We start from the raw sequence: 26,090 nt of genomic DNA, 5'->3' as shown, positions 1-26,090 counted from the left end.
GTTACAGACCACCGGATCTCCGCGCCGGGGGTACGTTTTTTTTACGGGCGGCGCGAGGTGTGGCCCATGCATCCCGCCGCCATCGCCGGGGCCGTGCTGACGCTCGTGGGCGTCGCCGGATACGTCGCGGGCGTGGTCGTCCCCTACCCCGGCCGTGCGTTCTCGATAACTGCCGTCATGGTCGGACTCACGGTCCTCTCGATCGGGCGAGTCCCGGGCGAGGAGGAAGCGTGATCTCCGCGGTCGTCTACGCCGACGGCCAGCCCGTCGAGTACGACGACCTCACGGCGGCGCGACAAGCGACCGGGACGACCTGGGTTCACGCCGCCGAGGCGACGGTCGAGGAACTCGACAGCGTCCGGTCGGCGTTCGATCTGCACCCGCTCACCATCGAGGACATCCAGAGCCAGGTCCGGGCCAAGACCGAGGAGTTCCCGACCTACACCTTCGTGTTGCTGAAGACCGCGACGCTCACGCCTGGGGAGACGACCTTCGAGAAGGAGGTCGCGACCAGTCCCGTCGGGGTGTTCATCGGGAACGATTGGGTCGTCACCGTCGCGACAGGACCGGCCCAGCCAGTCCAGCGAGTCCTCGACGCCGTCGCCCGCGGCGACGAACGCCTCCTCCACCGCGGGCCGGATTTCACCGCCTACCGGGTCATCGACCTCATCGTCGACGGCTACTTCGATCTGCTCGACGGCATCGAGACCGACATCGAGGAGATCGAGGAGGAGGTGACCGTCTCGACGGAGATCGAGACCTTAGAGAAGATCAACGACGTCCGCCGGGACCTCCTCTCGTTCCGGAAGGTCGCCTGGCCGACACGGGAGGCCGTGGGAGTCCTGGCCCGCGGTGATCCGGACCAGATCCAGCAGGAGACGGAGAAGTACTTCCGTGACGTCTACGACCACCTCGTCCAGGTGGTCGATCTCACCGAGACCTACCGCGACCTGGTCGCGGCGCTCGGGACATCTACCTCAACACGCTCTCGCAGTCGACCAACGAGGTGATGAAGGTGTTGACGGTGGTCGCGACGATCTTCATCCCGCTGACGTTCGTCGTCGGGGTCTACGGTATGAACTTCGCCGATAGCCCGTACAACATGCCCGAACTGAGCTGGACGTTCGGCTACCCGGCGACGATGGTCGGCATGGTGTTCATCGTCGTCGTCATGCTCGTCCACTTCCGCCAGCGGGGCTACTTATAACGCCAACGGGACGAGCAACACCCCCATGAGCGTCGCGCGCCGAGCGCCGAAATACGGCGGGAGGTGACCGACAGCCGTGGCCAGCCCGAACGCGCCGACGCCGACCCCACCGGCGAAGACGTACGACAGCACGAGCAGGCCGACGAGTACCGACACCGAGAGGGCGGCCGGATCGAGCCGGCCGACCGTCCGCAGGTAGCGGTCCCCGAGGAGGGGGACGAGGACGGCACCGGAGAGCGCGGCGACGGCGACGGCCGTGAGCAGCCAGGGCAGCGCCAGCGGCGGACCGACCTGGTCGAGCGCGACCAGCACGCCGGTTCTGGGAGTCCCGAGCGCGACGAGGGCGAACAGGGCGAAGACGGCCGTCGCCGTGTTGACGCCGCTGGTCGTCACGGTGAACGCCCGCGGGCCGCGCCCGCTCGTCAGTCCGAGCGCCAGGGTCGCCGCGACGGCGCTGGAGACTCCCGGGAGATAGCCGACGACGGCGCCACAGAGCGTCCCGACGGCCGCCAGTCGTGCTACCGTGTTCCGCGGGACGGTCACCGTGGTCCCCGACTGTGGCGGGACGCCGTCCCCGTCGATGGCCGAGAGCAACACCGGCGCACCGAACAGCCCCGAGAACAGCGGGACGAGCACGTCTGCCACCGGGAGCACCGCCGAGACGGACGCATCGAGCAGCCAGCCGCCCAGCGCGCCGCTCGCGGCGAGCGAACAGCAGGCGCCGACCGCTGCTCGCCGGTCCTGTTCGGTCACGACCAGCAGTGCCGCGATAGCGCCCAGCACCAGCGGGAGCCGTTCCGCGACGAGCGGGTACGCTCGCTGCATCACGAGCGTCACTGGGACGGCGAGGGGCACTGCAAACGCCACGGCCAGTCCACTGCCCAGCGCCGAGAGCCGCAACGCCTCCCGGCCGCGACCCTGGATCACCAGCCGGTGTCCGGGAAGGGCGTTGGCCGCCATCGCCGGATCGGGGACGCCCAGTGCCAGCGCCGGGACGATATCGAGGAAGGTGTGTGTCACGCCGGCGGCCAGCATCGCCGCGCCGACGGCGACCGCCGAACCAGGGACCGCTCCCGCGACCGCTGCCAGCAGCAGCGCGAACGTGTTGGCGTGCAGCCCCGGGACGAGGCCGCTGACGGTCCCGAGGCCGACACCGGCCACGATGGCGACGAGCAACGGCAGGGTCGGCGTCGACAGCCCGACGGCGGGAAGCCCGAACACGCCCGGGCCTGGCCCCGTGCCGGTACTTGAACGTCAGGGCGGCCCGGTGTCGGGAACGCAGTCGCTACCCGGTCGCGTCGCGCAAAGAAAGGTGTGTGTCGTCGTCGACTTAGCCGAAGAGTTCGCCGAGACCTTCACCGCTGGCCTCGTCGTCCTCGTCGTCGTCGCCGTCGTCGCCGCCCTCGTCGGCAGCTTCTTCGGCCTCGTCGTCACCGTCGTCGGCGTCGTCGTCGGTGTCGTCAGCAGCGGGTGCCGCGGCGCCACCGCTTGCCGGGACCGGTGCGGCCGACGCCTGCTCGACGGCCTCCTCGATATCGACGTCTTCCAGCGCGGCGATGAGTGCCTTGACGCGGGATTCCTCGACGTCGACACCGGCGGCTTCGAGCACGTCGGTGAGGTTGCTCTGGTTGATCTCTTCGCCCGATTCGTTCAGGATGAGTGCAGCGTAAACGTATTCCATTGTTGTCGTTGTGAGTTAGAACATCGCTCCGAGCGCGTCGCCGGCGTCTTCGTCGTCGTCATCATCGTCGTCCTCGGCCTCCTCGGCCGCGGCGTCCTCGTCGGCGGGCTCGTCGGATGCGGTGTCGTCTTGGTCGTCAGCCGGTTCCTCTGTGGCTGCCTCGGCCTCCACGTCCTGGAGTTCCTCGGGCAGCGCCTCCGGATCGTCGATCTGCGCGGCGAGCGAGCGGACCTGTGCGTCGGCCTTGCTCACGAGGTCGGGGACGACCTCGGGGTCCTCGATGGCTGCCTGGAGCGCGAGGCTCTTGGCGTCGGCGCGGGCCGACTGCAGCAGCGTCGGGGCCGTCGTCGCGGTCGGGTACTCGGCGTTGACCGAGAGGTTGAACGCCCGCCCGGCGGCCGCCTTGATGTCGCTCTCGTAGGCCTCGACGTCCAGTTCGAGTTCGTCGGGTTCGAACAGGACGCCGTCGGCGAACACCGCACGGAGATCGAGCCCGACTTCCTTGGGCTCGATCCCGAGCTCGTTCAGTACGTTCGCGAGCTCCTGGGAGACCTCCTCGCCGGCGTCGAGCACGGTCGAGTCCGAGAGGACCTGGATCGATCCTTCCTGGATGCGTGCGTCGGCACCGACACTCTGGAGTTCACCGACGAACGGACCCGGATCGACGCCCGTGTCCCCTTCGGGGATCACGATGTCGTTGGGCGCGATCTCGCCGGCACCGATCGGTGCGGGCGTCTTCGACGCTTCGAGAGACTGGAACAGCGAGAACGGGTTGTCGTTCGTCCCGATGAGACCGACCTGTCCGGCCACGTAGTCGGTGAGCTGTTCGAGACCGTCGTCGACCTCCTCGACCGCACGCGAGAGGAGCGTGTTCCGGGCGACCCGAAGCTCCGCGGTGCCGTGCAGGTCACGACGCATGTCCTGGAGCTGGCGGGACGGAATCCCCGCGATGTTGACGACGCCGACGCTCTCGTAGGATTCGATCATCCCGACGATGTCGTCGACCTCGTCCTGTTTCCACTGCGGGATCGTCTCGGTCTTTCGCTCTCCTTCGGCGCTCATCTCAGGCCACCTCCACGGCGGGGCCCATCGTGGTCTTGACGAAGACCGTGTCGATGTTCATCGGCCCCTTTTCGAGGTCCGCGTGCAGACGGCGCAGGATGACGTCGATGTTGTCGGCGATGTCCTCGGCGGACATGTCCTGTGCACCGACGCGCGTGTGGAACGTTCGCCGCTCCCCGCTGCGCAGCTGGACGGTGTTTTTCATGCGGTTGATGACCTCGACGACGTCGTCGTCGGGATCGAGTGGTTCCGGCATCTTCCCGCGTGGGCCCAGGACGGTCCCGAGGTATCGGCCGATGTCCTGCATGAGTCCCTTCTCCGCGATGAAGAAGTCGGTGTCATCGGCGAGGTCCTTGGCGGCGTCGTCGTCGTCGCCAAGCTCTTCGAGATCGTCGTGGTCGAGTACGTCGTCGGCTGCCTCCTCGGCACGGAGGGCTGTCTCACCCTCGGCGAAGACCACAATCGTGGTCTCCTGACCGGTGCCGGAAGGCAGAACGACGGACTCGTCGACGCGGTTCGACGGGTCGTTAAGATCTAGGTCGCGCAGGTTGATCGCGAGGTCCACCGTTTCACGGAAATTCCGCTGGGGTGCGTCCTCGAGTGCGCGAGAGACTGCTTGCTCTATTTCTTGATCTGCCATTGTTCACCTCCGTAGTACGCCAAGTGGCTTCTACGGGTCAGTGAAACAGGCGGATGCCTGTCTCGTCCGAGTAGATGCCAATGCGACACTTAAAAGCGTCGAACCCACCTTCCCGATCGATTTATGCTTCGATGGCTTCACTACACGACAATGCACCTGCGGACGACGTTTCTCCTGACGCTCGCCGCAGTCGCGCTTGTCCTCTCCGGGGTCGTCTTCGCCGGGTTTTCCCTCCACAAACAGGAGGTCACACAACAGGAGCGAACGAGGCTCAACACGTCCGCAGAGACAGTCGCCCACGATATCGACACGAGACTGGGGGAGAAACAGTCGACGGTCGCACTCTGGGCCACCAACGACGACATCGCGGCCCACGGAGCACCCGCACAGCGAGGAGCTCTCGCCACCTTTCGAGCCCAGACGGCGTTCGAGGGGGTGTCGGTCGTCGCCGCAAACGGGACGATGGTCGCGATCGACTCGGCGGGGCTCTCCGCCGAGCGACGGGACGAACTAACCGGGACCGACTTCAGTACCAGACCGTACGTCCAGGAAGCGCTCGACGGGAAGCAGTACATTAGCGCCCCGTTCGAAGCCGAAAGCGGACATTTCATCGTCACGATCTCGGCACCGATCAGACAACAGGGGACCGTCGTCGGGACGCTCAACGGCGCGTTCCACCTCACGGCGACGAACTTCTTCGAGTCCTCGACGACGCTACTGCCCCCGGAACAGGCGTTGACCGTCCGCTCGGTCGACGACACGCGACTCTACTCGGACCCGCCCCCGAGCGGTGAGCGGTTCACTGCGACCGCCCCCGTCGATCGGACTGGCTGGACGGTCACCGTCGCCGTCGACAGGGCGGCCGTCGCACAACCGATCCGGCGGGCGAGCACCTACCAGTTCGGTGCGCTCGCTCTGACACTGTTTGCCGTTGCCGTCCTTGGAATCTGGGCGTCGCGGTTGACGATCCGACAGATCGACGAACTCGTCGCTGGTTTCGACGCGCTCGAGTCGGGGAACTACGGGACGACCGTCGATCTGGGGACGACGACGGAGTGGCAACGGATCTCACACCGGTTCAGCGAACTGGCCGCGACACTGGACCGCCGGACATCCCAGATGCTCGTGTTCAATCGCGTGTTCCGCCACAACCTCCGGAACGATATGTCCGTGATCCTGTTGTCCGCCGAGCGGATCCTCGACACCGACGGCGTCCCCGAGCCGGTCGAGCGCTCGGCGGAACGCATCCAGGCCAGGGCCGAGTCGTTCATGGAGATGAGCGAGCACGCACGCACGATCCAAAACGAACTGTGGAGCGGCAACCCGACCGGGATCGACCGTATCGACGCGACACGTGCGATCGACGAGATCGCCGAGACGCTCCGTGAAGAGTACCCCGAGGCGGCGATCGAAACCGACCTCGGCGAGGCGGTCCCGGTCTACGCGGCCCGGGTCCTCTTCCCACTCGTCACGGAACTCGGACGGAACGCGCTCGAACACAACGACCTGCCCGCTTCGGACCGCAGCGTGACGTTTCGCGTGTCCTGCCAGGCCGACACTGCGGCCATCACCGTCGCCGACAACGGCCCGGGCATTCCGGACCTCGAAACGGAACTGCTCGCCGGAACCCGCGACGAGACACCGACCTCACACGGGAACGGACTGGGGCTGTGGCTCGTGAAGTGGTTGGTCGACTCACTCGGCGGCGAGATATCAGTCGCTACCGGGACACAGCGCGGAACGGCGATCACGATCACGCTGCCCGGGGCCGAGGCTACCGAGGAGCGCGCCTAAAGAACCGCAGTACAGACGGGTTATGCCGACGCTTCCGCCGCGAACACGTCGTCGTACTCGCCGGCGTCGATCTTCGCTTTGAACTCGCGAGGGTTCTCGCCCTCGATGGTGACGCCCAGCGAAGTACAGGTCCCGACGACCTCCTTCGCTGCGTTCTTCAGGTCGTAGGAGAGCAGGTCGGGGTGTTTCTGCTCCGCGATCTGCTTGATCTGATCGACGGAGAGGTCGGCGACGAACTCCTCGTGGGGTTCGCCGCTTCCGGTGTCGAAGCCGGCCTCGTCTTTGATGAGTTCGGCCGTCGGCGGGACACCGACTTCGATGGTGAACGAGCCGTCGTCCTCGTATTCGATCGTGACCGGGACCTCGGTCCCGTCGAACGCTTCCGTCTGGTCGTTGATCTCCTGGACGACTGCCTGTACGTCCACCGGTGTCGGGCCGAGTTCCGGACCGAGCGGCGGGCCGGGATTGGCCTCTCCACCGGGAACGAGTACTTCGATAGTTCCAGCCATGTATGGGTCATTTCTCCCGGCGGCTTAAAGGATTGCGCTTCACCGGCACCCGCGTGACCGCCACACATGGCTGTTTTCGTCGGTACCGCCGGCTTCCAGCAAACCGCTCGATCCGGCACGGCGTCGCGATCACGCGAAGGCCACGCCGTTCATCGCGAGGAAGTCGCCGGCGTCCTTGATCTCGACTGGCGAACCGATGATCCGGACCTGGTTCCCCTCCTCCCGGACCGTGAGGGTGAACTGTTGTTCGAGTTCCTCGCGGACGCCGTCGAGTGCACCCGCTGGCAACAGGATCTGCGTACTGTCGCGGAACCGGTTCGCGTCTGCCATTGTCGGTTTTTGATGGTGGGCGCCGTATAGGTGTATCGAATTACATGTGTGATTGTTCGGGATAGTCCGCCGTCGCCACGCGTCGCGACCCAGGGAAGAAAGTCTTATTCGGTGTGAGGGGCCGACGTACACACGATGGGGCTCGAAGAGGAGATCCAGGAACTGGAGGACGAAATCGCCAGTACGCCCTACAACAAGTCCACGGAGGCACACATCGGCCGGTTGAAGTCGAAACTCGCCGAAAAAAAGGAGAAACTCGAACAACAGCAGTCCTCCTCCGGTGGCGGTGGTGGCTACGGTGTCGAGAAACACGGGGACGCGACCGTCGCGCTCGTGGGCTTTCCCAGCGTCGGGAAATCGACGCTGTTGAACGCGTTGACCAACGCCGACTCAGAGACGGGCGCCTACGAGTTCACGACTCTCGACGTGTACCCGGGAATGCTCAAACACAAGGGTGCCAACATCCAGATTCTCGACGTTCCGGGACTCATCGAGGGGGCCGCCGGCGGCCGCGGGGACGGGCAGGAAGTCCTCTCGGTGGTTCGGACTGCGGATCTCATCGTCTTCCTGGTCTCCGTCTTCGAGATCGACCAGTACGACCGACTCTCCGAGGAACTCTACAAGAACAAGATCCGTCTCGACCAAGAGCCCCCGCGGGTCAACATCCGCAAGAAAGCCAAAGACGGGCTCAGAGTCAACAGCTCGGTCGATCTGGACCTCGACGAGGAGACGATCAAGTCCGTGTTGCGCGAACACGGCTACGTCAACGCCGACGTGACGATCGGTGAGCAGGTCGATCTCGACCGGCTGATCGACGGCGTGATGGACAACCGCGTCTATCTGCCCTCGATCACCGTCGTGAACAAGGCCGACCTCATCGAGCCCGACTACCTCCCGACGGTCGAGAGCGAACTAGAGGACCGCGACATCGACCCCGACGATGCGATCTTCATCAGCGCCGAGGAGGAGCGGGGACTCGACGGACTCACCGAACGGATCTGGGACGAACTCGGCCTGATCCGGATCTACATGGACAAACCCGGCCGCGGCGTCGACTACGAGGAGCCACTGATCCTCCGCGAGGGCGATACCGTCGGTGCGGCCTGCGAGAAGCTGGGCGGGAGTTTCGACGACCGGTTCCGCTTCGCCCGTGTCTCCGGTCCCAGTGCGAAACACGACGAACAACAGGTCGGCCGCGACCACGAACTCGCCGACGAGGACGTGCTCCGGATCATCGCCAGGAAGTGAGCGGCCGATTACCCTCACTTCGTCCGAGCTATCTGTGTCTTCTCTTGCGGTCTCGCGTGCACCCGCGAGCGCGCGTCCGTGAGTGATATACCGCTCCACCACTGGCTACCGGTATGGGACAGGGTCCGCGCCGACGCCTGATCGCCGTCCTCGCCGTCGGGGTTCTCCCGTGGACGGTTCTGGTTATCGGCGGTGAGTTGACGGTGCTGTTCACCTTCGGGCTGTTCAACACGAACCCGCCGGCCGTGGTCTCGATCTACGACTACTTCTATCGGTTCACTCAGGGACTCCCTGCGTTCATCGAAGCCTGGCGGAGCGGCGTCGTCCTCTATCTCCTCGCGCTCGCGAGCGCGGTGTCGGGTGTCGTCTGGCGCGAGGACGAGCGGATCACTGCGCTCGCACTCGTCGGTGCCGGACTCACACAGGTGAGCGTGTTCCTGGGATTCAACCGCCGGATCGGCTACGTCGCGCTCCCGGTCGGGACCGTTCTGTTGTTGGCCGTCGCGTGGTGGTACTACTGGCCGCTCGTCGCCCCTGCCAGCGGTGGCCGCTCCCGGTAGTCTTTTCGCCCCGCCGGCCTTCGATCCGGATATGCTGACACTGGATCATACGATGATGCGCGTCGAGGATCTGGACGCCGCGCTCGACTGGTACCAGACCTTCCTCGACTACGAGGAGAAGGGACGCTGGGAGGCGGAGACGTTCACGAACGTCTTCCTCGGCCCCGAGGACGTCCACGATCAGGGGGCGCTTCTGGAGCTGACGTACAATCACGACGGGCGCACGTACACGATGGGGGACGCCTGGGGGCACATCGCCGTCCGCTGTGAGGACGTCTACGAGGCCTACGAGGAACTGATGGACGCCGGCGTGGAGGACTACCGCGATCCGGACTCCTGTGGTGGCTCCTACGCCTTCGTCAAAGATCCCGACGGCCACGAGGTCGAGATCGTCGAGCGCGACCACGGCGCGAAGTGGTCGCTGGATCACACGATGCTCCGTGTCGAGGACGCCGACGAGGCGATCGGCTGGTACGTCCGCAAACTGGACTACGACCTCACCCGGCGGGAGGAGTTCGACGACTTCGCGCTGTACTTCGTCGAGCCCGGCGACGCACCGCCGGAGGCGATGTCGGTCGAGTTGACCTACAACTACGACGGGCGGTCCTACGAGTTGGGCGACGCCTGGGGACACCTCGCGGTCCGGACCGACGACCTCCACGAGACGTGGGGGACACTCATGGATCGCCACGCCGAGGAGTACCGCGACCCGGCGAGTTGCGACGACCGGTACGCGTTCACCAAAGACCTCGACGGCCACGAGATCGAGGTCGTGACCAACTGAGTCCCGACTAGCTCGGGCAAAGTACCACGAGCAGGCCGAAATTTACACTTTTTCTACAGGTGTCTGACGAAGCGATGACACGCGGCTGATACAAAATCGAACCGGCGTTGAACGCGGCCGTATCGTCTCTACTGCCCGTTTTCTGGTGTGTTACACTCTCTCATCCCTGTTCACTGACCACAAAGCATTTATAACATCCAACGTTGGTTTAGACCGTACCCCTACCCATGGTGATGGCAGTGAGTACGATCGTTCAGACCGGTACGCGGGTCGCGTCTGCGATCGAGGAAAGCTCCCGTCGCCGACTGAAATAACATACAACCAAACATGACAGACACAAACGAAAAACTCCGTAGTCTGTTCCTCGCGGCGCTGATGGTATTCTCCGTATTCGGAGGGACCGTCGCGCTCTCAGGGAACGCGGCTGCGGCAAACCAGAACCTGGACTCGGGTGGCGTATCCACCAGTTCAGCTGCAGCTGGTAATACTGGGACATATACGTTCCAGGTTTCACCAACGTCCGATGAGGACGCACAGGATTATCGAATAGAATTCGGAAGTGAGTTTGACCTCAGCAACGTCGACGAGAGCTCCATAGCCACACTTGGTACGGGCTCGGAGAACTTCCTCGACTCTGGGTCAAACGCACAGGGTATCGACTCATCGACTTTCACCGTTGACAACAACAACGGTGTAGTGGAGTTCAGTACCGAAAGCTCCGCCACGGTCGATGGTGGTCAAGATACTCTCACACTGGAAATCGAGGATGTCGGAAACCCGACTAGTGCGGGTGAATACCCGGTTAGCTTCATAGTTAACCCGGGTAGTACGACCCAACTCGATACTACCGTCACCATCACTGCTGCGGACGCGGACCTTGAAGCCCGTGCTCCGGGGCTTGCCACCGAGGGAACGAGTATCACCGTTACCGGTGAACTCACGAACAACGGTGCGAGTGAGATCACGCGTGACGTGTCGTACAGTGATACCGGCTCCGTTGGAGCGACCGCAGCCACCAGTACGAAGAGCGTGACTGTGCCAGCGGGTGAGAGTCGGAACGTCTCGTTCTCGGTCTCCATCCCTAACGGTGTAGCTCCGGACACGGTTGAGTCTGAGCTCACTACCACGGACGCCAACGGCAACACCGAGGACACTGCCACTGTCGACACTGATGTCACAGCCGAAGACGATACGGCGTTCATTACTGGTGACCTCCGTGACCAGAACGGTAACCGGATTGACAACGCCAGTGATGTCGAGCTGATCGTCGAAACCGACGGCGATGCAGACGGCACTATCAGTGGTGACGTTCGTGAGGTCGAAGCCTCGCCGGCATTCGTCAGCGGTTCGAACGACGAATACACCGTTGAAGTCCCGGTCCCTGATCCTGGTACTTTCCCCGACGGCATCGACTACCGGGTTCGGATCGATACGAGTCAGGTCGAAAACGCAACTGGCACCCAGTATGAGTCGTTCGCCCGTACGGCCTTGGTCGAAGCAGGCTCTACTGAACGCTTCGACGTCCGTCTCCAGCGTGTCGTGAACGCGGACGACATCGAGATTGTCGCTAGTGACGGTACCGCAATCGCCGATTCGACTGACGAAGCTAGCTTCACGGCTCAGGTCACGACTAACGATCTTGCTAGTCCTGACCAGCCCCTTGAGGGTGAGGACGTGACAGTGAGCTTCGCTAACCCCAGTGATGTCGATGGCACTGTTGACCTGGATCCGGATACGGCTGGTACCCAGACCAGTGTCACTACCTCGACCAACGCAGATGGTGAGGTCACGTTCACGGCTACCTCGGACACAGTGCAGGACGTCCTGCTCGAATTCGAGACCTCGAACGGCCTCACGACCCAGGCGACGGCCTCCTTCATCCCCGAAGACGGTGAAGGCGTCTTCGTCGCACAGGTCAAGGACAAGGACACCGCCGCTGAGCTTGAGGGTGCCACTGTTTACGCAGTGGAAACGGATCGGTTCCTCAACAACCAGATCGACGCGAACAACGAAACCAACGTGGATACCGGCGATCAGGCACTATTCCGTGTCATCAACGAAGACACCGGTGCTGTCGTCGACAATGATGACTACGACATCACGTACGACGACAGTTCGGACTTCGTCCGCAACGACACGCTGAACCAGTCCGACGACAGTGTCGGATCTGGATTCCTTGCTACCGCCGGTGACGGTGGCAACACGGCACTGGGCCCCAGCTTCCAGTTCAACATCGTCCCGATCGAACCTGGCAACTACACCGTCCAGTCGACGGAAACCGGTGACATCGACAACCCCGGCAACGCTAACTTCACGAACGTTAGCGGCGCCGTGGATGTCGAAGTCACTGAGAACCTGACCGCTGCCGGTGTCGAAGACCGCGCGAGCAATACGGATGCTAACCCGGTTGCGACCACCAACGAAAACGGGCAGGCAACCCTGACCAACCTGCGTGCTGACGGCAAAAACGGTGTCGACTACACCGTGATGGCCGAGCGTGCTGACTACGCACGACAGTACCAGGATGCCACTATCACGTCCTACGATACGGATCGTGACGTGGTCGAGCGGACCTTCCTGCTCGAAGAGAAGGAAGTCGAACCTGACTCGGTGAACATCACGCAGGTCGGTGTCCACCCGGCGATCGACGACCTCAGTGATGTCAGCACTGACGATATCACTGCGTTCGACGATCAGAGCGACGACACCTACCAGCCGGTCGCACGTGACGGAACCATCGACGTGATCGAAGTTAACGCGACCGCGACTAACTTCCAGGGCGAAGTCGTTGACGACCTTGACACCAACGTCACGGTCGGCCTCAACGACGACTTCGACGGACAGTTCCTCCCGACTGCGATCGGTGGGACTGTCGTCAACGTTGACAACTCGTCGTCCTCGCCGACTGTCACCGTCTCCACGGACGGCGACAGCGAGGCGACTGTCCTGCTGGAAACCGTCCAGAACGACACGACGCTTCGGACCAACAAGACGGCGACGCTCGAAGCCGACTCGTCGATCACCGACGAGTCGAACGTCACCTTCGTTGGAACGACCGTGTTCGAAACTGGCTCGGTCTCCGGTATCGTGACCAACGAGGACAACGAGCCGATCATCGGCTCCGTTGTCTACACTGAAGAGTTCGTCTCGCAGAACGGGACGGTCTTCACTATCGAAGCGGAAGACGATCTGACCGACCGGACCCGATCTGAGGTCCTCGACGCGGAGTTCACTGTCACCAACACTGACAGCGGCGAAAACGTCACTGTCACTGGTGAGACGCTCCAAGCGTACGAGATCGCTAACGGAACCGGGAACGGCTTCGACACCGTCACGCTCCAGAACGCGACGTCGGTGACGCTGCTGACCTTCCCGTCCGAGCAGCAGGGTCAGGCTCAGTACACGCTCCCGCGTGTGCCGGCCCAAGACCCTGACGGCGTCGACTACACGCGTGTCGCCGGTATCGAGCTCGACTCCGGAACCGAGGGTGTCGGTGACACCGACAGCCCGGTCAAGATCGACTTCACCCAGGAAGCGAACGTTGTCATCGTCGGCGCGGAGCCGACCGACGGCAACTTCGAGGTGAGCGGCCTGTCCGCACCGACGACTGTCGGTGCCGAAGAGGAATTCACCGCTAGCGCCACGATCGAGAACACCGCTCCGGTCTCGGACACGAAGACTGTCGAGTTCCGCGTTGGAACCGGTCTTCTCACCGAGAACACGACGGTCGCCAGCCAGGAAGTCACGCTGGAAGCTGGCGAATCGCAGACTGTGGAATTCGACGGCCTCAGCCTCGCTAACACCGGCAACTACACGCACGGTGTCTTCACGGACGACGGCAGCCAAACGGCTGAGATCACTGTCACCAACGACACCAGCAGTGGTGGCGTTGAGCGGTTCGACACCAACAACAACGGCGAGATCGACTTCCCGGAAGTCATCGCTGCGATTCAGGCGAGTAACGACGACTCGCAGATCGGCGGTCAGCCTGTTGGCTTCCAGGATGTCCTCGCCGTCATCGAAGCGTACAACCAAGCTAACTGATCGAATCACAAAACAAGCTAACAACACATGACACGTAACCACAATTCAGTAAAGGCACTGGGCCTGGCAGCGCTTATGGTGCTGTCCGTCGTTGCCCTGTCGATGCCTGTTGCTGCAGCCCCGCAGGCCGATCTGTCGGCCTCCGATCCGGGGACGGCGACGCAGGGATCGACATTCGACGTGACGTATACACTGACGAACGATGGAGACGAGACTGCATCCGCCGGCGGTCTTGAACTCGGTGACCTGCCTGACGGCGTTACCGCAGTCTCGGCTTCAGGAGACGGCCAAACCGGCAACTTCGGCGGGGATGCTGTCTTCTACACCAGCCAGCTCGCTGCTGGTGACTCCTTCGAGACCACTATCACCTACGAGGTCGCGGACGACGCATCGACTGGTGACAGTGGACCGATCGAGGTCTCTGGCTTCGTCGGATCGGAAAGCTCGTCGACCGTGACCTCCTCGGTCACGATCGAGGAAGCTGGAACCGAACCGCCGAACGAAGGTGACTCCGAGCCCGGAGCACCTGAGCTGCGCAAAGCAACGCACTACGTCGACTCCGAAGAGGGTACCATCCTCGAACTGGCGTTCAACGAGGACGTCTTCGAGGACAACCCTGAAGTCACGATCCACCTCAGCAACGACGACGACATCTCCGTCGACGACTCGCAGATCCAGTCGCCCGACAACGGGCGCGTCGTGGTGGACACTGACCAGACCTACAACCGCATCGACGAGGTCACCGTCTCCGGCTACGAAGATACGGACGGTAACAGCCTCGACGAAGTCACGGAAGAAGCGAAGTTCGCACCGGCTACGGTCAACACGCTCACGAACGACGACGTTGAAGCCTACCAGGGCTCCAACGTCACGTTCGAGGGCAACGTCGGTGACCAGTTCCAGATCAACACGGACGGCGACGATGACCTGACGTTCTCCGCCACGCGTGGTACTGGCGCGAACAGCCAGGTCTACGTCTTCGACACCGACAACCGCGACGTTGGCGACTACAACATCGAGAACGACAACGCGGGCACCAACAGCTCGCTGCAGCTCGAAGACCTCGGCCTCTCGGTCGAGGCTGACGAGGACACGTTCGAGGACGACGAGAACGTGACTGCGACTGTCGAGTCCAACGACATCGACCGCGAGGTCGACGCCGATCTCCTCGACTCCAACGGTGACGAGGAAGTCGAGCGAACGGTCACGATCGACAACGACGGTGAGGCCGAGGTCGACTTCGGTGAAGTCGACACCGGCAACTACACCGTCGAAATCTCCGACGTCAACACGCAGGTCAGCGCAAACAGCGACGAGTTCGAAGTCGTCGAAGCTGGCGACGCTGAAGCCGGCTTCGAAGCCGACGGTGTCTTCATCGAGGAACGCGGTGACGTTGTGAACGTCACGGTCAACCTCGAAAACACCGACACTGCGATGCTGAACATCGGTGACGAGTCCGACGACAACTACAACCTGCTGCTGAACCTGACGGACGACAGTGACGACGGGCAGGTCACTGTTCAGTTCAACAGCTACTCCGCGGGCGCGGTCCCGATGGACGAGGTCAACCCCGGCGTCGTCACCGTCGCTGACGACGACGACGAGCTGGAAGTCATCGAGCGGAACGGTGGCTTCGTCGACACCGACCGTGAAGTCGGAGAGGATCTCCTCGACTCCACGGACTACACGATGAACATCACCGGTGAGAACGACAACGATGTCACCGGCGACAACGAGCAGGACGTCGGAACGATCTCCCTGCAGGACCGGTCGACCGAGAACCTGCAGAACTGGGTCGCTCCGGAAGACAGCTTCAGTGACATCGAGGACCTCGACAACGACGAGGTCGGCGATGTCTACCAGCTGATCCAGGACGGCGAGCTGACGCAGTCCGAAGAGCTCGCGACGCAGGACACGCTCGTCGCTCAGGTCGAGGCCTCCGGCCTCGAAGGTCTGTACACGTACCACTCGGAAGTGAACGATCTCTCCGAGGCCGAAGCGCTGCAGACGCACACGGAGAACTTCCAGGACGCGGACACGGGCCACATCTCGTTCCTCTTCGAGGACGAGGACCCCGGCGCTAACGTCGAGGAATCCGACATCTCCATCGACGACCTCGGCACCAGCAACGTCCACGTCCTCGTCGACGAGGACAACAACACGCAGTTCGTTGCCGTCGACAGTCAGGCACTCCTCGACGAGGGTGCCGAAGACGGTGACGCGTACACGACCAACTTCAGTGTTGCCGGCGACGATGCCACTGAACTGGGTACTGACGAAGACGCGCAGGACGTCAACGGTACCTTCGATGTCCTGGACCGCGACGACGGTACCAGCCTGAACAACGATGACGATGTCGTTGTTCGCGCTGCCGAAGGCCAGAACATCTCTGGCGAGAGTGTCGTCGCACCTGGTACGGAACTCACGGTGTTCCTCCGGAGTTCCGACTCCAGCGCTCCGTTCCTGAAGCAGCCGACCGCGATCGTCCAGCCGGACGGGACCTTCACGGCCACGGCTGACTTCAGCGACGAGCAGCCCGGTGCCAACTTCACTGGTCAGGTTCGCCTGAGCGGTGACGAACTGGGCGAAGAGATTGACGGTCGCGTCGCAGCCGCACCGGTTGCATCCGTCAATATCAGCGACCAGGAATCCGACGGCGAGACTGTCACTGTTGACAGCGCGTCGCTGTCCGACGGTGGCTTCGTCGTCATCCACGATGGCACGCTCCTCGACGGCGAAGTCGCGGGCAGTGTCATCGGGAACTCCGACTACCTCGACTCCGGTAGCCACGAGGACATCGAGGTCTCCGTGGACGCCCAGGAAGAGGACTTCACGGCGATCGCGATGCCGCACCTCGACACTAACGGAAACGAGGAGTACGACTTCCCGGACGCTGACGGTCCCTACACCGAGGACGGCTCGGCAGTGACCGACAGCGCGAACGTGACGGTCGTCACCTCGACGCCGACGCCGACGCCGACGCCGACGGACGAGCCGACGGCAACGCCGACGCCGACGCCGACCGAGGAGCCGACCGAGATGAGCACGCCGACTGACGCACCGACCACCACGTCCGGAGACGGTCCCGGCTTCACCGCTGTGATCGCTCTGGTCGCGCTGGTCGCCGCGGCGCTGCTCGCAGTCCGCCGTAACAACTAACCGGAGTAACTCCGGTCCCTGAAACTCGCCTTTTTTATGCGCTAGCCCGGTAGCGACAGCTGTCGCCGTCGGTCTCGCTCGACCGCTGCACGCGGGCGTAACGGCAAAGCATATACGCCGGATTTGCCAATATACGACCAATGATGGCGACAGTCCTGCAGTCCCGTGTCACGTTCGCTGGACTGTCGTTTGACCCGCTCGTTCTCTCGGAGCCGCTGATGTGGCTCGTCCTCGCGAGCTTTCTCGGAAGTGCGCTCCTCCACCACAGAGACGAGCAGTGGGCCAGAATCACGGCAGTCACGGGGTGGGGACTGTTCGGCGCGTTCTGGTTCGTGCTGATCCCCCATTTCGTCCTGACACAGAAGAGTTTCGTCGAGGGGATCGGCAGCGTGGCCGCGGTCCCGCTGTCGCTGTATGCCGGCTACCTGTTGTGGAACGGGCGGGACTCGCTGTTCGTCTTGACCCGAGCGGTCGGGACGATGGGAATCGTCTACGTCCCCTTCCTCACGATCGAGCCGCTCCGGCAGTTCCTGGTCGAGGTTGTCACCGACCAGACCGGCTTTCTGATGGCGCTTTTGGGCGTCGATCCCGTCGTCGTCGACGGCTTCTCACACAACGGGATCGAGATCGTCACCAAGCAGTACCCCTACGAGAGCACGTTCTGGTTCGACCACGAGGAGGGGCCGGTCACCTACAACATCCTGCTTGCCTGTACCGGGATCGGGAGTATCTCGATCTTCGCCGGTGCCATCCTGGCGGTGTCGGCCCCGTGGCGGCGCAAGCTCAGGGCGCTGGCGGCGACGGCGGCGGTGATCTACGTCCTGAACCTGTTCCGGAACGTCTTCATCGCCATCTCGTTTGGCCGCCAGCGGATGCAGGTCTTCGAGGGGCCAATCATGTCGCTGTTCGGGATCTCGGACCCACGGATGGTGTCGTACTATCTCGCGGATCGGATTCTCGCACAGGTCGGCTCGGTCGTCGTCCTCGTCGGACTCACGTGGATACTGGTCCGGGAGCTTCCGGAGATGACGGTACTGGTCGAGGACCTGCTGTTCATGCTGACCGGCAACGAGTACGATCTCGAAGCGGCGTTTCACACGCCCGACGCCGAGACGAGCGCGACACCCGGTGACGACTAACGCTTCTCGGGGAGTCCGGCGAGTTCGGTTAGCGCGTCTTCTTCGATCGGGTGGAGGTCGGCTGGAACGACGAGCAGATGCAGCGGTGCCCCGAACTCCCGTTCTGAGAGCGCTGTGAGCGTGTCGGCGACGACGGTCGGGTCCGGGCTTCCGGCGCGGGCGACGACGACACCGAGTTGCTCGGGGAAGCGATCGGCGAGCTGCTCGGCGGCGTGGTCCGCGGTCATGTAGGTGTCGTCGCTGTCGTCCCAGTGGGGATCGTCGACCTTGATATCGAGGTAGACCAGCGTATGCAGGTCGCGGGCCTGGTTGGCTTCGATCGTCGAGACGACGCTGTCGGGGACGCCGTCACCACCGTGGGCGTCCTCGAACGGGAGAGTCGTGGCCTTCCCGAAGCGGTAGTTCTGGAGTCCGGTCAGCGACCCGGCGGCGGTCTGTGCCGTCGTCCCGTGGATCACGCGCGTCTCGATCCCACGGTTCTCGGCCCGGAGGCGCAGATCGGTGTGTGTCGTCGAGACCATCGTATCGCCCGCGGTCAGGAAGGCGACGGCTTCGGTCTCGGCGGCGGCCAGAACCGGTTCGGGGTCCCGTTCGACGCCAGCGCGGTCACGGACTTCGATGTCGGTACCGTGGGTGGCTTCCAGGGATTCGAGGTCGGTTCCGACGAGCCGACTGGTGTAGAACTCCGCGAACACGCGGTCGGCCGCCTCGATCGCGTCCCGACCGGCCAGTGTGACAGAGCGCTCGTCGTAGAGTCCGAGGCCGACGAAGGTGAGCATATCGCCACTCGGTCGCGGGAGTGGATAAAGGGCGCGAAGCGTCAGGCTTACCGCAGACGGCCGGCGAACGGTTGTATGGGCGTTCCCTGCGTTCGCGTGGCACGCGAGGACGGTGAGGCCACCCGCGGCCGGCTGGCCGAGGCCGGACTCGTCGACGACGGCTACGACATCACCGTTCAGGACGGCTCACTGTACATCCCGGTGACCGATCCGGAAGCGGTCCCCGACGCGTTCACTGTCGTCGAGTTCGACACGCCGGCCCGCGAGGGACAGACGATGCCGGCCGACCTGCTGTCGTTCGACCCCAGCTACGAACGGATCGGGGAGACCGTCATCGTCGACGAGGACGACCCCGACCGAGCAGAGGAGATCGCCGACGCCATCATCGAATCCGATCTCCCCGTGACGACAGTCCTCAACCGTGCTTCGAAGATCAAGGGAACACAACGGGTCAGAGACTGGGATCTCCTGGCCGGCGAGAACACGGAGGTGCTCCACCGGGAGTACGGCTCGGAGTTCCTGCTCGATCTGGCCGAGGTGTATTTCTCCCCCCGGCTGGCCACCGAGCGCCACCGGGTCGTCGAACAGGTCCGGTCGGGCGAACACGCCTTCGATATGTTCGCCGGTGTCGGTCCGTTCGTGATCCCGTTCGCGCGACGGGGTGCCGTCTGTGTGGGGACGGACATCAACGAGACGGCGATCGAGTACCTCCGGGAGAACGCCCGCCGGAACGGTGTCGAGGAACGGGTCACCGCGATCAGTGGCGACGTCCGGGACGCCGCGACAGAGTACGCGGGATGGGCCGATCGGATCGTGATGAACCTCCCCCACAGCGCCGACGAGTTCCTGGAGACGGCCGTGACACTCGCCGGCGAGGACTGTTGGCTCCACTACTACGACATCCAACACGAGGACGATCCGTACGGGCCGGGCGAGCGGGCGATCAGGGACGCGGCACAACCGACCTACGACGTCAGCGTCGAGACGCGCCATACGGTCCGCTCGTACGCACCGCACGAGCACAACGTCGTTCTGGACGTTCACCTGACGAGGTGAGCCCAACAATTATGATGACCCGCGTGATGGTCGAAACCACCGACGGATGGGTGTGAGCGTGGCCGACGACATCGACGTACGCGACATCTCGCCGACCGCGTGGCGGTTGTTGCGGGTCGCGGCCGGGTTCGGACAGCGGGAGGTCGAGTCGGAGGTGGAAGACATCATGCAAGCGCACATCTCGATGCTGGAAAGCGACACACGGGGCCTCTCGGAGGCGCGACTGGAAGAGCTGTTCAGCCTCTACCGGGACGAACTGGACGACGAACAGGTCTGCGTGCTCGTCGAGCACTTCTAACATGGCACCGAACCAACTCCGGAGGCGATCGGGATGACCTGGGGCGGCCTGCAGACACCACGCCGAACCGCCGGCGCTCTCGTCGTCGCGGTCACGCTGACCGCCGTCGTCGCCGCCGTCCCGACGCCGTCGGGGCTCGCTCTGGCCGGACAGTACGCCCTGGCGACGATGGTGTTGGCCGCGACGCTGTGGGTCACGACGGCGCTTCCGCTCCCCGTGACTGCGCTGCTCATCCCGGTCGCACTGACGGTATTTGGCGTCTACGACGAGATGCAGGCCGCACTGTCCGGCTTTGCGGACCCGTTGATCTTCCTGTTTATCGCGGGGTTCATGCTCGCCGAGACGCTGCAGACCCACAACATCGATCGGCGACTCGCGCTCTATCTCATCAACCGACTCGGCCGATCCCCTCGATTGCTCATTCTGGCGATCATGATCGCGACGGCGGGACTCTCGATGTGGGTCTCGAACACCGCGACGACGGCGATGATGACGCCGGTCGCACTCGGCGTCCTCGCGGAGGTAGTCGGTCGGGAAGCGACCGAGGACGGCGTCTCGAACATGCGGGTCGCGACGTTGCTGGGGACGGCGTACGCGGCAAGTGTCGGCGGCGTCGGGACGCTGATCGGGACCCCACCCAACGTCGTCGCCGTGGCCTTTCTCGACCGGCTCGTCGGCGTCGAGATCTCCTTCGCACAGTGGCTCGCGGTCGGCGTTCCGATCGTCGTCGTCACGCTCCCGCTGACCTGGTACGTCCTGACGTTCTGGCTGTACCCGCCAGAGATCGACGACGTCGACGACGCGCGAGCCCAGGCTGGCGAGTACCTCCAGGAGGAGGGACCGCTCTCGCCGGCCGGTCGCCGGGCGGCCTACATCTTCGCCGGGACCGCCGGACTGTGGATTCTCGGGGGGCTGGGTGTCCTCTTCCAGGGCGTGCTTCCCGACCCGTGGTTCGTGACGCTGTTCGGTGGCGAGGGCCAGACGATATTCGGACTGACTGGCCACCGTGGCGTCCTCTACTTCGTCGTCGTCGGCTTGCTTGCGATCCCGGCGCTGGTCCTTTCGGGTGCCGACGAGTGGGAGAACCTCGTCGACATCGACTGGGGGACGATCATCCTCTTCGGCGGTGGCATCTCCCTCGCCGACGCGCTGGCCGACACCGACGCGACTGAGTGGCTCGCTCGCTCGGTGTTCGACGCCGTGGTCGGCGCGCCGCTCGTGCTCGTGGTGTTGGCCGTCATCGTCTTCACCGTCCTCGTGACGGAGTTGTCCTCGAACACGGCGACGACGACGATTCTCGCGCCAGTGCTCATCGGGCTCGGGAGCGTCCTGGCGGGGACACTCGGGGTCGATCCGGTCCCGGCCGCCGTCTTCCTCACTGTCACCGGCGCGCTCGCGGCGAGTTTCGCCTTCGCGCTGCCGGTGGCGACCCCACCCAACGCCATCGTCTTCGGGAGCGGCCACCTCCGCCAGCGGGACATGATCCGTGCTGGAGTCGTGTTGAACGTCTTGATGACGCTCGTGCTCACCGCGCTGGTGGTCGTCTTCTTCGCGACGATCTGGCCAGCGGTTCTTTGGTGAGGCACTCGTCCCCGGCTGTCGTATTAGTGCCCTGGTAGGACAGAACTATCCTCAATGTTTATTAATGTGGATCACAACGTCCCGTATAGGGCGTGTATCACTGATACACGCACGTACCGAAGCTATGACCCGAGAACACGACCGACGGAAGTTCCTCAAGATTGCTGGTAGCACAGGCGTGATCGGACTGACTGGCCTCTCCGGCTGCTCCGGGGACGGCGGTAGTGGCGGCGATGGCGGGAGTGGCGACGGCAGTAGCGGCGACGGCGGAAGCGGTGACGGCGGCGACGGCGGTGACGGTGGATCGACAGACGGGAGCGGTAGCGGTTCGGACGTGCTCACGCTGGGCGGATCGATGAGTCTGTCCGGGGACAACGCCGATCTCGGCCAGTTGTACAAGGACGCTTACGAACTCACGATCCAGCGGATCAACGAGAACGGCGGCGTCGAGGCCGGTGACGGCAACACCTACGAACTGGAGATGATCCTCCGGGACGACGGGACCGACGCGTCGACCTCGAAATCCATCTATCAGGAGTTGATCGACCGTGAGAACGTCGACTACCTCCTCGGACCGTACTCCAGTACGGTGACGCTTCCGGCCAGTGCTGTCGCCGCACAGAACCAGAAGCCGATGGTCGAGGGCGGCGGTGCGAGCCCGGAGATCTTCGCGCAGGGTAACGAGTGGATCTTCGGCCTCCTGCCGACGGCCAACAAGTACGCCAAGTCGTTCATCGACATGTGTCTCGCGCAGGACGAGACGCCCGAATCCATCGCGATCCTCGCGGAGGACGGGACGTTCAGCCAGTCCACGGCGGAAGGCGCCAGACAGAAGATCGACCAGACCGACCTCGAACTGGTCGTCGACCAGACGTTCCCCTCGAACACCTCGGACCTCTCGACGAACCTCGGGCGGGTCCGGGACAACGACGCCGATATCCTGCTGTTGTGTGCCCACCAGAAACACAACATCATCCTGGCCAACCAGATGGAGACCCAGAGTGTCAACGTCGACGCCGCGATGGGCACCGTCGGCAGCCTCAACGACTCGTTCAAGGAGGAGGTCGGCGCCAACGGGGACTACATGTACGGCCCGTCCTCGTGGGCAGTCAACGCGAACTTCGACGATCCGGTGTACGGCAAGACCGGCGACTTCGTCTCCGCCATCGAGGAGAACTACGGCTACACGCCGGACTACCACAGCGCCGCCGGCGAGGCCGTCATCCTGACGTTCATGAACGCGTTCCAGAACGTCGACGAGGTCGCGCCGACCCCGGTCCGCGACGAGATCCGCAACTCCGACTTCTCGTCGGTGTACGGCGGCATCGCCTTCGACGACAGCGGAGTCATCGACAAGAACATGCTGGTCTACCAGTGGCAGCCCGACCCCGGCCTCCAGATCACCTATCCCGAGAACGTCGCGCAGTCCGACCCCGTCTACCCGATGCCGGACTGGAGTGAACGCTAAGACGATGGCGGCGACACAGTTTGTCGTCAACGGCCTGCTCGTCGGGGCGCTGTTCGCGGCGGTCGCCGTCGGCTTCGCCCTCATCTGGGGCGTCGTCGACATCATCAACCTCGCCCACGGCGAGATGGTGATGCTGGGGGGGTACACCTCCTACTGGGTCCTCTCGCTGGTGACCGGCAACGCCGAGGGCTCGCCGTTGCTGTTCCTGGCGACGGTCCCGGTCGCGATCGGCGTGCTGTTCGTCGTCGGCTACGCGCTCCAGCGGACGCTCGTCTCCCGGGTCATCGGGACGGACATCTTCCTGACGCTGCTCGTGACCTTCGGAGCGAGCATCGCCATCCAGCAACTGGCGTTGCAGGCCTGGTCGGCCAACCCGCGGTCGATCCAGGTCTCCTTCGCCGACCCCTCTCTGGCGATCGCGGGCGTCGTCGTCCCGAAGATGAAACTCGTCGCCTTCGCCGGGGCGCTGGTCCTGACGGCGGTGCTGTTCGTCTTCCTCAAACGGACCCGGACTGGACGTGCGATCCGCGCGGTCGCACAGAACCCGGAGGCTGCTGCCCTCGTGGGTATCGACGTCGAACACACCCGCGCGGTGACGTTCGGGCTCTCGTCGGCCATCGCGGGCGGCGTGGGGTCGTTCATCGCCGTCATCCTCAACATCCAGCCACAGATGGGACTGATCTACACGCTGAAGAGCTTCGTCATCGTCGTCTTCGGCGGCGTCGGCTCGATCCCCGGCGCGCTCGTCGGTGGCCTGTTGCTCGGCTCCGTCGAGGAGTTGGTCGCCGGATTCATCTCCTCGCAGTGGACGCTGGCGGTGAGTTTCTCGCTGCTGATCGTCCTGCTGGTCGTCAAGCCAAAGGGCCTGTTCGGTGAGGGGGTGGGAGAATGAGCACGGAGACGGACGACTCCGGAACGCTCAAGTCGATCTTCCCGCCGGATCAGGTCGATCGCGTGTTTCGGACCTGTGACGACCACGGCTGGAAGCTTCTGATCGCCAGTGCCGTCGTCGGTGCACTCCCGCCGGTGCTGGGCCTCCAGTCGGGGTACTACATGACGGTCCTGACCGAGATGTACCTCTTTGCCATCCTGGCACTGTCCTGGGACATCGTCGGCGGCCAGACCGGCTACCCGAGCTTCGGGAACATGGCCTTCTTCGGGATCGGCGCGTATACGACGGCGATCCTGGTCAAGGACTTCGCGGTCGCGTTCCCGGCGGCGTTTCTCGTCGCCGGACTGGTCGCGACGGTGTTCGCGCTGGTCATCGGGATCATCGTCCTGCGCCTGCGGGGCCACTACTTCGCCATCGCGACGCTGGGCGTCCTGCTCGCGGCCCAGCAGGTCTCGCGGAACCTCGACATCACCGGCGGTGCCAGCGGGAAGATCCTGCTGGAGACGCCCTCGGGAACGGAGTTCTACTACCTGTTCCTGGGCGTGCTGGTCGCCGAGGCAGCGGTCGTCTACTACCTCTCCAGTACCCGCTTCGGGTTCGTCCTCAACGCCATCCGGGACGACGAGGGGAAGGCTACCGCGATGGGGTTCAACACGACCTACTACAAGACCGCCGCGTGGATGCTGGCGGCGCTGTTTACCGGCTTCGCCGGCGGTGCCTACAGCCTGTTCAACACGTTTATCGATCCCCAGACTGCCTACAACGGTGCCTGGAACGTGGAACTGATCGCGATGGCGCTGCTGGGCGGTTCCGGCACTGTCGCCGGGCCGATCATCGGTGCGTTCGGCCTCCATACGGTCATCGAGATCGTCGAGTCCTACGCGGTCGGCTGGCAGCTCGTCTTGCTGGGCCTGGCGGTTATCGTGACTGTCATCGCTATCCCGGAGGGGCTTGTCGGCTCGCTACGGCAGTATGCCAGTCAGATGGAGTACTACAAACACGGCGGGATGGCCGCCGCCGACGGTGAGGCAGATGCGGACGAAGAGAACCCGCCTTCGGGAGGTGACTCTCCGTGAGTCGAGCCACTGACACGCCGGCGACCGACACCCAGGGAGATCGTGCAGTCCTGCGGACCGACGGTGTCACCAAGCGGTTCGGCGGGCTGACTGCCGTCGACAGCGTCGATATCGAGGTCAACCAGGGCGAGATCGTCGGCCTCATCGGTCCCAACGGTGCCGGGAAGTCGACGCTGTTCAACTGCATCACGGGCTCTCTCGATGCCGACGAAGGCAACGTCTACCTCCAGGGTGAGGACGTCACGGACTGGCCCGAGTACAAGATCGCTCGGGCCGGGTTGGGACGGATGTTTCAGGAGACGCGCATCTTCGGGGATATGACCGTCAGGAAGAACCTCCTGATCGCCGCACAGGAAGGGGGTGCCGACGTGGGGAACCTGCTGCGACGGCCCGACGACTCGTTGCTGGGGCGTGCCAACGAACTGCTGGAGTACGTCGACCTCGGTGGACTGGCGGACGTGCGGGCCGGCCGACTGAGCTTCGGCCAGCAGAAGCTCATCGAATTCAGCATGGCACTCATGGCTGAACCCGAGATTCTGCTGATGGACGAACCGGCCGGCGGGATCAACCCCTCGATGATCGGAAAGCTCATCGAGTACATCCGTACGGCAAACACCGACGAGGAGGCGACGATCTTCCTGATCGAACACAATATGGACTTCGTCATGGAGATCGCTGACCGGATCTACGTACTGGCCCACGGTGAGCGCATCGCCGAGGGAACGCCAGAAGCGATCCAGAACGACCAGCGCGTCCTCGACGCGTACCTTGGGAGGGAATGAG

22 protein-coding genes and 2 pseudogenes are annotated in these 26,090 nt (G+C 63.8%); 17 read left to right on the top strand and 7 right to left on the bottom strand.

Features of this window, described 5'->3' with window-relative positions; translation table 11 throughout:
- Nucleotides 1-66: 66 nt before the first annotated feature.
- On the top strand, nt 67-234 hold the full coding sequence (locus tag P0204_RS05385; RefSeq protein ID WP_276222353.1) for a hypothetical protein: 168 nt from the start codon (nt 67-69) through the stop codon (nt 232-234).
- Nucleotides 231-1,207, top strand: a pseudogene (gene corA, locus P0204_RS05380) (magnesium/cobalt transporter CorA). The gene P0204_RS05385 and the pseudogene corA overlap by 4 nt, the downstream one beginning before the upstream one ends.
- Here the strand turns inward: corA and P0204_RS05375 are convergent.
- The 4 genes from P0204_RS05375 to P0204_RS05360 all read right to left on the bottom strand — a co-directional run bounded on the left by P0204_RS05375 (nt 1,202) and on the right by P0204_RS05360 (nt 4,590).
- Nucleotides 1,202-2,428: a tripartite tricarboxylate transporter permease gene (locus P0204_RS05375; RefSeq protein WP_276222351.1), complete on the bottom strand. Its 1,227-nt coding sequence runs from the start codon at nt 2,426-2,428 to the stop codon at nt 1,202-1,204. The pseudogene corA and the gene P0204_RS05375 overlap by 6 nt on opposite strands.
- A 109-nt stretch (nt 2,429-2,537) precedes the next feature.
- Nucleotides 2,538-2,888 (bottom strand): 50S ribosomal protein P1, encoded by a 351-nt coding sequence (gene rpl12p / locus P0204_RS05370; protein WP_276222350.1) that lies wholly within the window; start codon nt 2,886-2,888, stop codon nt 2,538-2,540.
- Between the two features lie 15 nt (nt 2,889-2,903).
- Nucleotides 2,904-3,950 (bottom strand): 50S ribosomal protein L10, encoded by a 1,047-nt coding sequence (locus P0204_RS05365; protein WP_276222348.1) that lies wholly within the window; start codon nt 3,948-3,950, stop codon nt 2,904-2,906.
- Nucleotide 3,951: 1 nt separating this feature from the next.
- Nucleotides 3,952-4,590 carry a 50S ribosomal protein L1 gene (locus tag P0204_RS05360; protein WP_276222346.1) on the bottom strand — a complete coding sequence of 213 codons (639 nt, stop codon included), beginning with the start codon at nt 4,588-4,590 and terminating at the stop codon, nt 3,952-3,954.
- A gap of 150 nt (nt 4,591-4,740) precedes the next feature.
- On the opposite strand from P0204_RS05360, the gene P0204_RS05355 reads away from it, so the two are divergent.
- A complete protein-coding gene (locus P0204_RS05355) occupies nt 4,741-6,384 on the top strand; it encodes a sensor histidine kinase (RefSeq protein ID WP_276222345.1) in 1,644 nt (547 codons plus the stop codon).
- A gap of 20 nt (nt 6,385-6,404) precedes the next feature.
- Here the strand turns inward: P0204_RS05355 and P0204_RS05350 are convergent, their stop codons facing one another.
- Nucleotides 6,405-6,893, bottom strand: a complete 489-nt coding sequence (locus P0204_RS05350; protein ID WP_276222343.1) for a 50S ribosomal protein L11 — start codon at nt 6,891-6,893, stop codon at nt 6,405-6,407.
- A gap of 129 nt (nt 6,894-7,022) precedes the next feature.
- Nucleotides 7,023-7,223 carry a VNG_1110C family protein gene (locus tag P0204_RS05345; protein WP_276222341.1) on the bottom strand — a complete coding sequence of 67 codons (201 nt, stop codon included), beginning with the start codon at nt 7,221-7,223 and terminating at the stop codon, nt 7,023-7,025.
- A gap of 135 nt (nt 7,224-7,358) precedes the next feature.
- Between P0204_RS05345 and P0204_RS05340 the strand changes: the two genes are divergently transcribed.
- The 7 genes and pseudogenes from P0204_RS05340 (at nt 7,359) to artA (ending at nt 18,157) form a co-directional block, all read left to right on the top strand.
- The gene (locus P0204_RS05340; RefSeq protein WP_276222339.1) at nt 7,359-8,471 is read left to right on the top strand and encodes an OBG GTPase family GTP-binding protein; all 1,113 of its coding nucleotides are present in this window, start codon (nt 7,359-7,361) and stop codon (nt 8,469-8,471) included.
- 113 nt (nt 8,472-8,584) lie between these two features.
- The gene (locus P0204_RS05335; protein WP_276222337.1) at nt 8,585-9,031 is read left to right on the top strand and encodes a TIGR04206 family protein; all 447 of its coding nucleotides are present in this window, start codon (nt 8,585-8,587) and stop codon (nt 9,029-9,031) included.
- A gap of 31 nt (nt 9,032-9,062) precedes the next feature.
- Entirely contained in the window at nt 9,063-9,815 is a 753-nt protein-coding gene (locus P0204_RS05330; protein WP_276222336.1) for a VOC family protein, read from the top strand.
- 327 nt (nt 9,816-10,142) lie between these two features.
- Nucleotides 10,143-10,238 (top strand): annotated as a pseudogene (locus P0204_RS21050) (surface glycoprotein); the annotation flags it as partial.
- 606 nt (nt 10,239-10,844) lie between these two features.
- Nucleotides 10,845-13,859 (top strand): hypothetical protein, encoded by a 3,015-nt coding sequence (locus P0204_RS05325; protein ID WP_276222334.1) that lies wholly within the window; start codon nt 10,845-10,847, stop codon nt 13,857-13,859.
- Nucleotides 13,860-13,961: 102 nt separating this feature from the next.
- Nucleotides 13,962-17,018: a DUF7282 domain-containing protein gene (locus P0204_RS05320; RefSeq protein WP_276222333.1), complete on the top strand. Its 3,057-nt coding sequence runs from the start codon at nt 13,962-13,964 to the stop codon at nt 17,016-17,018.
- Between the two features lie 140 nt (nt 17,019-17,158).
- Nucleotides 17,159-18,157, top strand: a complete 999-nt coding sequence (gene artA / locus P0204_RS05315) for an archaeosortase A (RefSeq protein WP_276222317.1) — start codon at nt 17,159-17,161, stop codon at nt 18,155-18,157.
- Here the strand turns inward: artA and dph5 are convergent.
- On the bottom strand, nt 18,154-18,936 hold the full coding sequence (gene dph5, locus P0204_RS05310; protein WP_276222316.1) for a diphthine synthase: 783 nt from the start codon (nt 18,934-18,936) through the stop codon (nt 18,154-18,156). The two genes, artA and dph5, sit on opposite strands and share 4 nt — an antisense overlap.
- A 75-nt stretch (nt 18,937-19,011) precedes the next feature.
- On the opposite strand from dph5, the gene P0204_RS05305 reads away from it, so the two are divergent.
- The 7 genes from P0204_RS05305 (at nt 19,012) to P0204_RS05275 (ending at nt 26,089) form a co-directional block, all read left to right on the top strand.
- Complete coding sequence (locus P0204_RS05305) at nt 19,012-19,992, top strand: class I SAM-dependent methyltransferase (protein ID WP_276222314.1); 981 nt, start codon at nt 19,012-19,014, stop codon at nt 19,990-19,992.
- Nucleotides 19,993-20,038: 46 nt separating this feature from the next.
- Entirely contained in the window at nt 20,039-20,290 is a 252-nt protein-coding gene (locus P0204_RS05300) for a hypothetical protein (protein WP_276222313.1), read from the top strand.
- Nucleotides 20,291-20,323: 33 nt separating this feature from the next.
- Complete coding sequence (locus P0204_RS05295) at nt 20,324-21,871, top strand: SLC13 family permease (RefSeq protein ID WP_276222311.1); 1,548 nt, start codon at nt 20,324-20,326, stop codon at nt 21,869-21,871.
- Between the two features lie 124 nt (nt 21,872-21,995).
- A complete protein-coding gene (locus tag P0204_RS05290; protein WP_276222308.1) occupies nt 21,996-23,339 on the top strand; it encodes an amino acid ABC transporter substrate-binding protein in 1,344 nt (447 codons plus the stop codon).
- Nucleotides 23,340-23,343: 4 nt separating this feature from the next.
- Nucleotides 23,344-24,231 (top strand): branched-chain amino acid ABC transporter permease, encoded by an 888-nt coding sequence (locus tag P0204_RS05285; RefSeq protein ID WP_276222307.1) that lies wholly within the window; start codon nt 23,344-23,346, stop codon nt 24,229-24,231.
- On the top strand, nt 24,228-25,307 hold the full coding sequence (locus P0204_RS05280; RefSeq protein ID WP_276222306.1) for a branched-chain amino acid ABC transporter permease: 1,080 nt from the start codon (nt 24,228-24,230) through the stop codon (nt 25,305-25,307). The genes P0204_RS05285 and P0204_RS05280 overlap by 4 nt, the downstream gene beginning before the upstream one ends.
- Nucleotides 25,304-26,089: an ABC transporter ATP-binding protein gene (locus P0204_RS05275; RefSeq protein ID WP_276222304.1), complete on the top strand. Its 786-nt coding sequence runs from the start codon at nt 25,304-25,306 to the stop codon at nt 26,087-26,089. The genes P0204_RS05280 and P0204_RS05275 overlap by 4 nt, the downstream gene beginning before the upstream one ends.
- Nucleotide 26,090 lies beyond the last annotated feature (1 nt).

The sequence above is a fragment of the Haloarcula halophila genome (assembly GCF_029278565.1).
Lineage (GTDB): Archaea > Halobacteriota > Halobacteria > Halobacteriales > Haloarculaceae > Haloarcula > Haloarcula halophila.
Note: the sequence above shows the minus strand (reverse complement) of the source record. Positions and strands in the feature narration are given on the sequence as shown.

Excerpts from the sequence above, each read along its gene's own strand:
- P0204_RS05385 (WP_276222353.1), top strand. The coding sequence starts at position 67 with ATGCATCCCGCCGCCATCGCCGGGGCCGTGCTGACGCTCGTGGGCGTC.
- rpl12p (WP_276222350.1), bottom strand. The coding sequence starts at position 2,888 with ATGGAATACGTTTACGCTGCACTCATCCTGAACGAATCGGGCGAAGAG.
- P0204_RS05365 (WP_276222348.1), bottom strand. The coding sequence starts at position 3,950 with ATGAGCGCCGAAGGAGAGCGAAAGACCGAGACGATCCCGCAGTGGAAA.
- P0204_RS05360 (WP_276222346.1), bottom strand. The coding sequence starts at position 4,590 with ATGGCAGATCAAGAAATAGAGCAAGCAGTCTCTCGCGCACTCGAGGAC.
- P0204_RS05355 (WP_276222345.1), top strand. The coding sequence starts at position 4,741 with ATGCACCTGCGGACGACGTTTCTCCTGACGCTCGCCGCAGTCGCGCTT.
- P0204_RS05350 (WP_276222343.1), bottom strand. The coding sequence starts at position 6,893 with ATGGCTGGAACTATCGAAGTACTCGTTCCCGGTGGAGAGGCCAATCCC.
- P0204_RS05345 (WP_276222341.1), bottom strand. The coding sequence starts at position 7,223 with ATGGCAGACGCGAACCGGTTCCGCGACAGTACGCAGATCCTGTTGCCA.
- P0204_RS05340 (WP_276222339.1), top strand. The coding sequence starts at position 7,359 with ATGGGGCTCGAAGAGGAGATCCAGGAACTGGAGGACGAAATCGCCAGT.
- P0204_RS05335 (WP_276222337.1), top strand. The coding sequence starts at position 8,585 with ATGGGACAGGGTCCGCGCCGACGCCTGATCGCCGTCCTCGCCGTCGGG.
- P0204_RS05330 (WP_276222336.1), top strand. The coding sequence starts at position 9,063 with ATGCTGACACTGGATCATACGATGATGCGCGTCGAGGATCTGGACGCC.
- P0204_RS05320 (WP_276222333.1), top strand. The coding sequence starts at position 13,962 with ATGCCTGTTGCTGCAGCCCCGCAGGCCGATCTGTCGGCCTCCGATCCG.
- artA (WP_276222317.1), top strand. The coding sequence starts at position 17,159 with ATGATGGCGACAGTCCTGCAGTCCCGTGTCACGTTCGCTGGACTGTCG.
- dph5 (WP_276222316.1), bottom strand. The coding sequence starts at position 18,936 with ATGCTCACCTTCGTCGGCCTCGGACTCTACGACGAGCGCTCTGTCACA.
- P0204_RS05305 (WP_276222314.1), top strand. The coding sequence starts at position 19,012 with ATGGGCGTTCCCTGCGTTCGCGTGGCACGCGAGGACGGTGAGGCCACC.
- P0204_RS05300 (WP_276222313.1), top strand. The coding sequence starts at position 20,039 with ATGGGTGTGAGCGTGGCCGACGACATCGACGTACGCGACATCTCGCCG.
- P0204_RS05295 (WP_276222311.1), top strand. The coding sequence starts at position 20,324 with ATGACCTGGGGCGGCCTGCAGACACCACGCCGAACCGCCGGCGCTCTC.
- P0204_RS05290 (WP_276222308.1), top strand. The coding sequence starts at position 21,996 with ATGACCCGAGAACACGACCGACGGAAGTTCCTCAAGATTGCTGGTAGC.
- P0204_RS05285 (WP_276222307.1), top strand. The coding sequence starts at position 23,344 with ATGGCGGCGACACAGTTTGTCGTCAACGGCCTGCTCGTCGGGGCGCTG.
- P0204_RS05280 (WP_276222306.1), top strand. The coding sequence starts at position 24,228 with ATGAGCACGGAGACGGACGACTCCGGAACGCTCAAGTCGATCTTCCCG.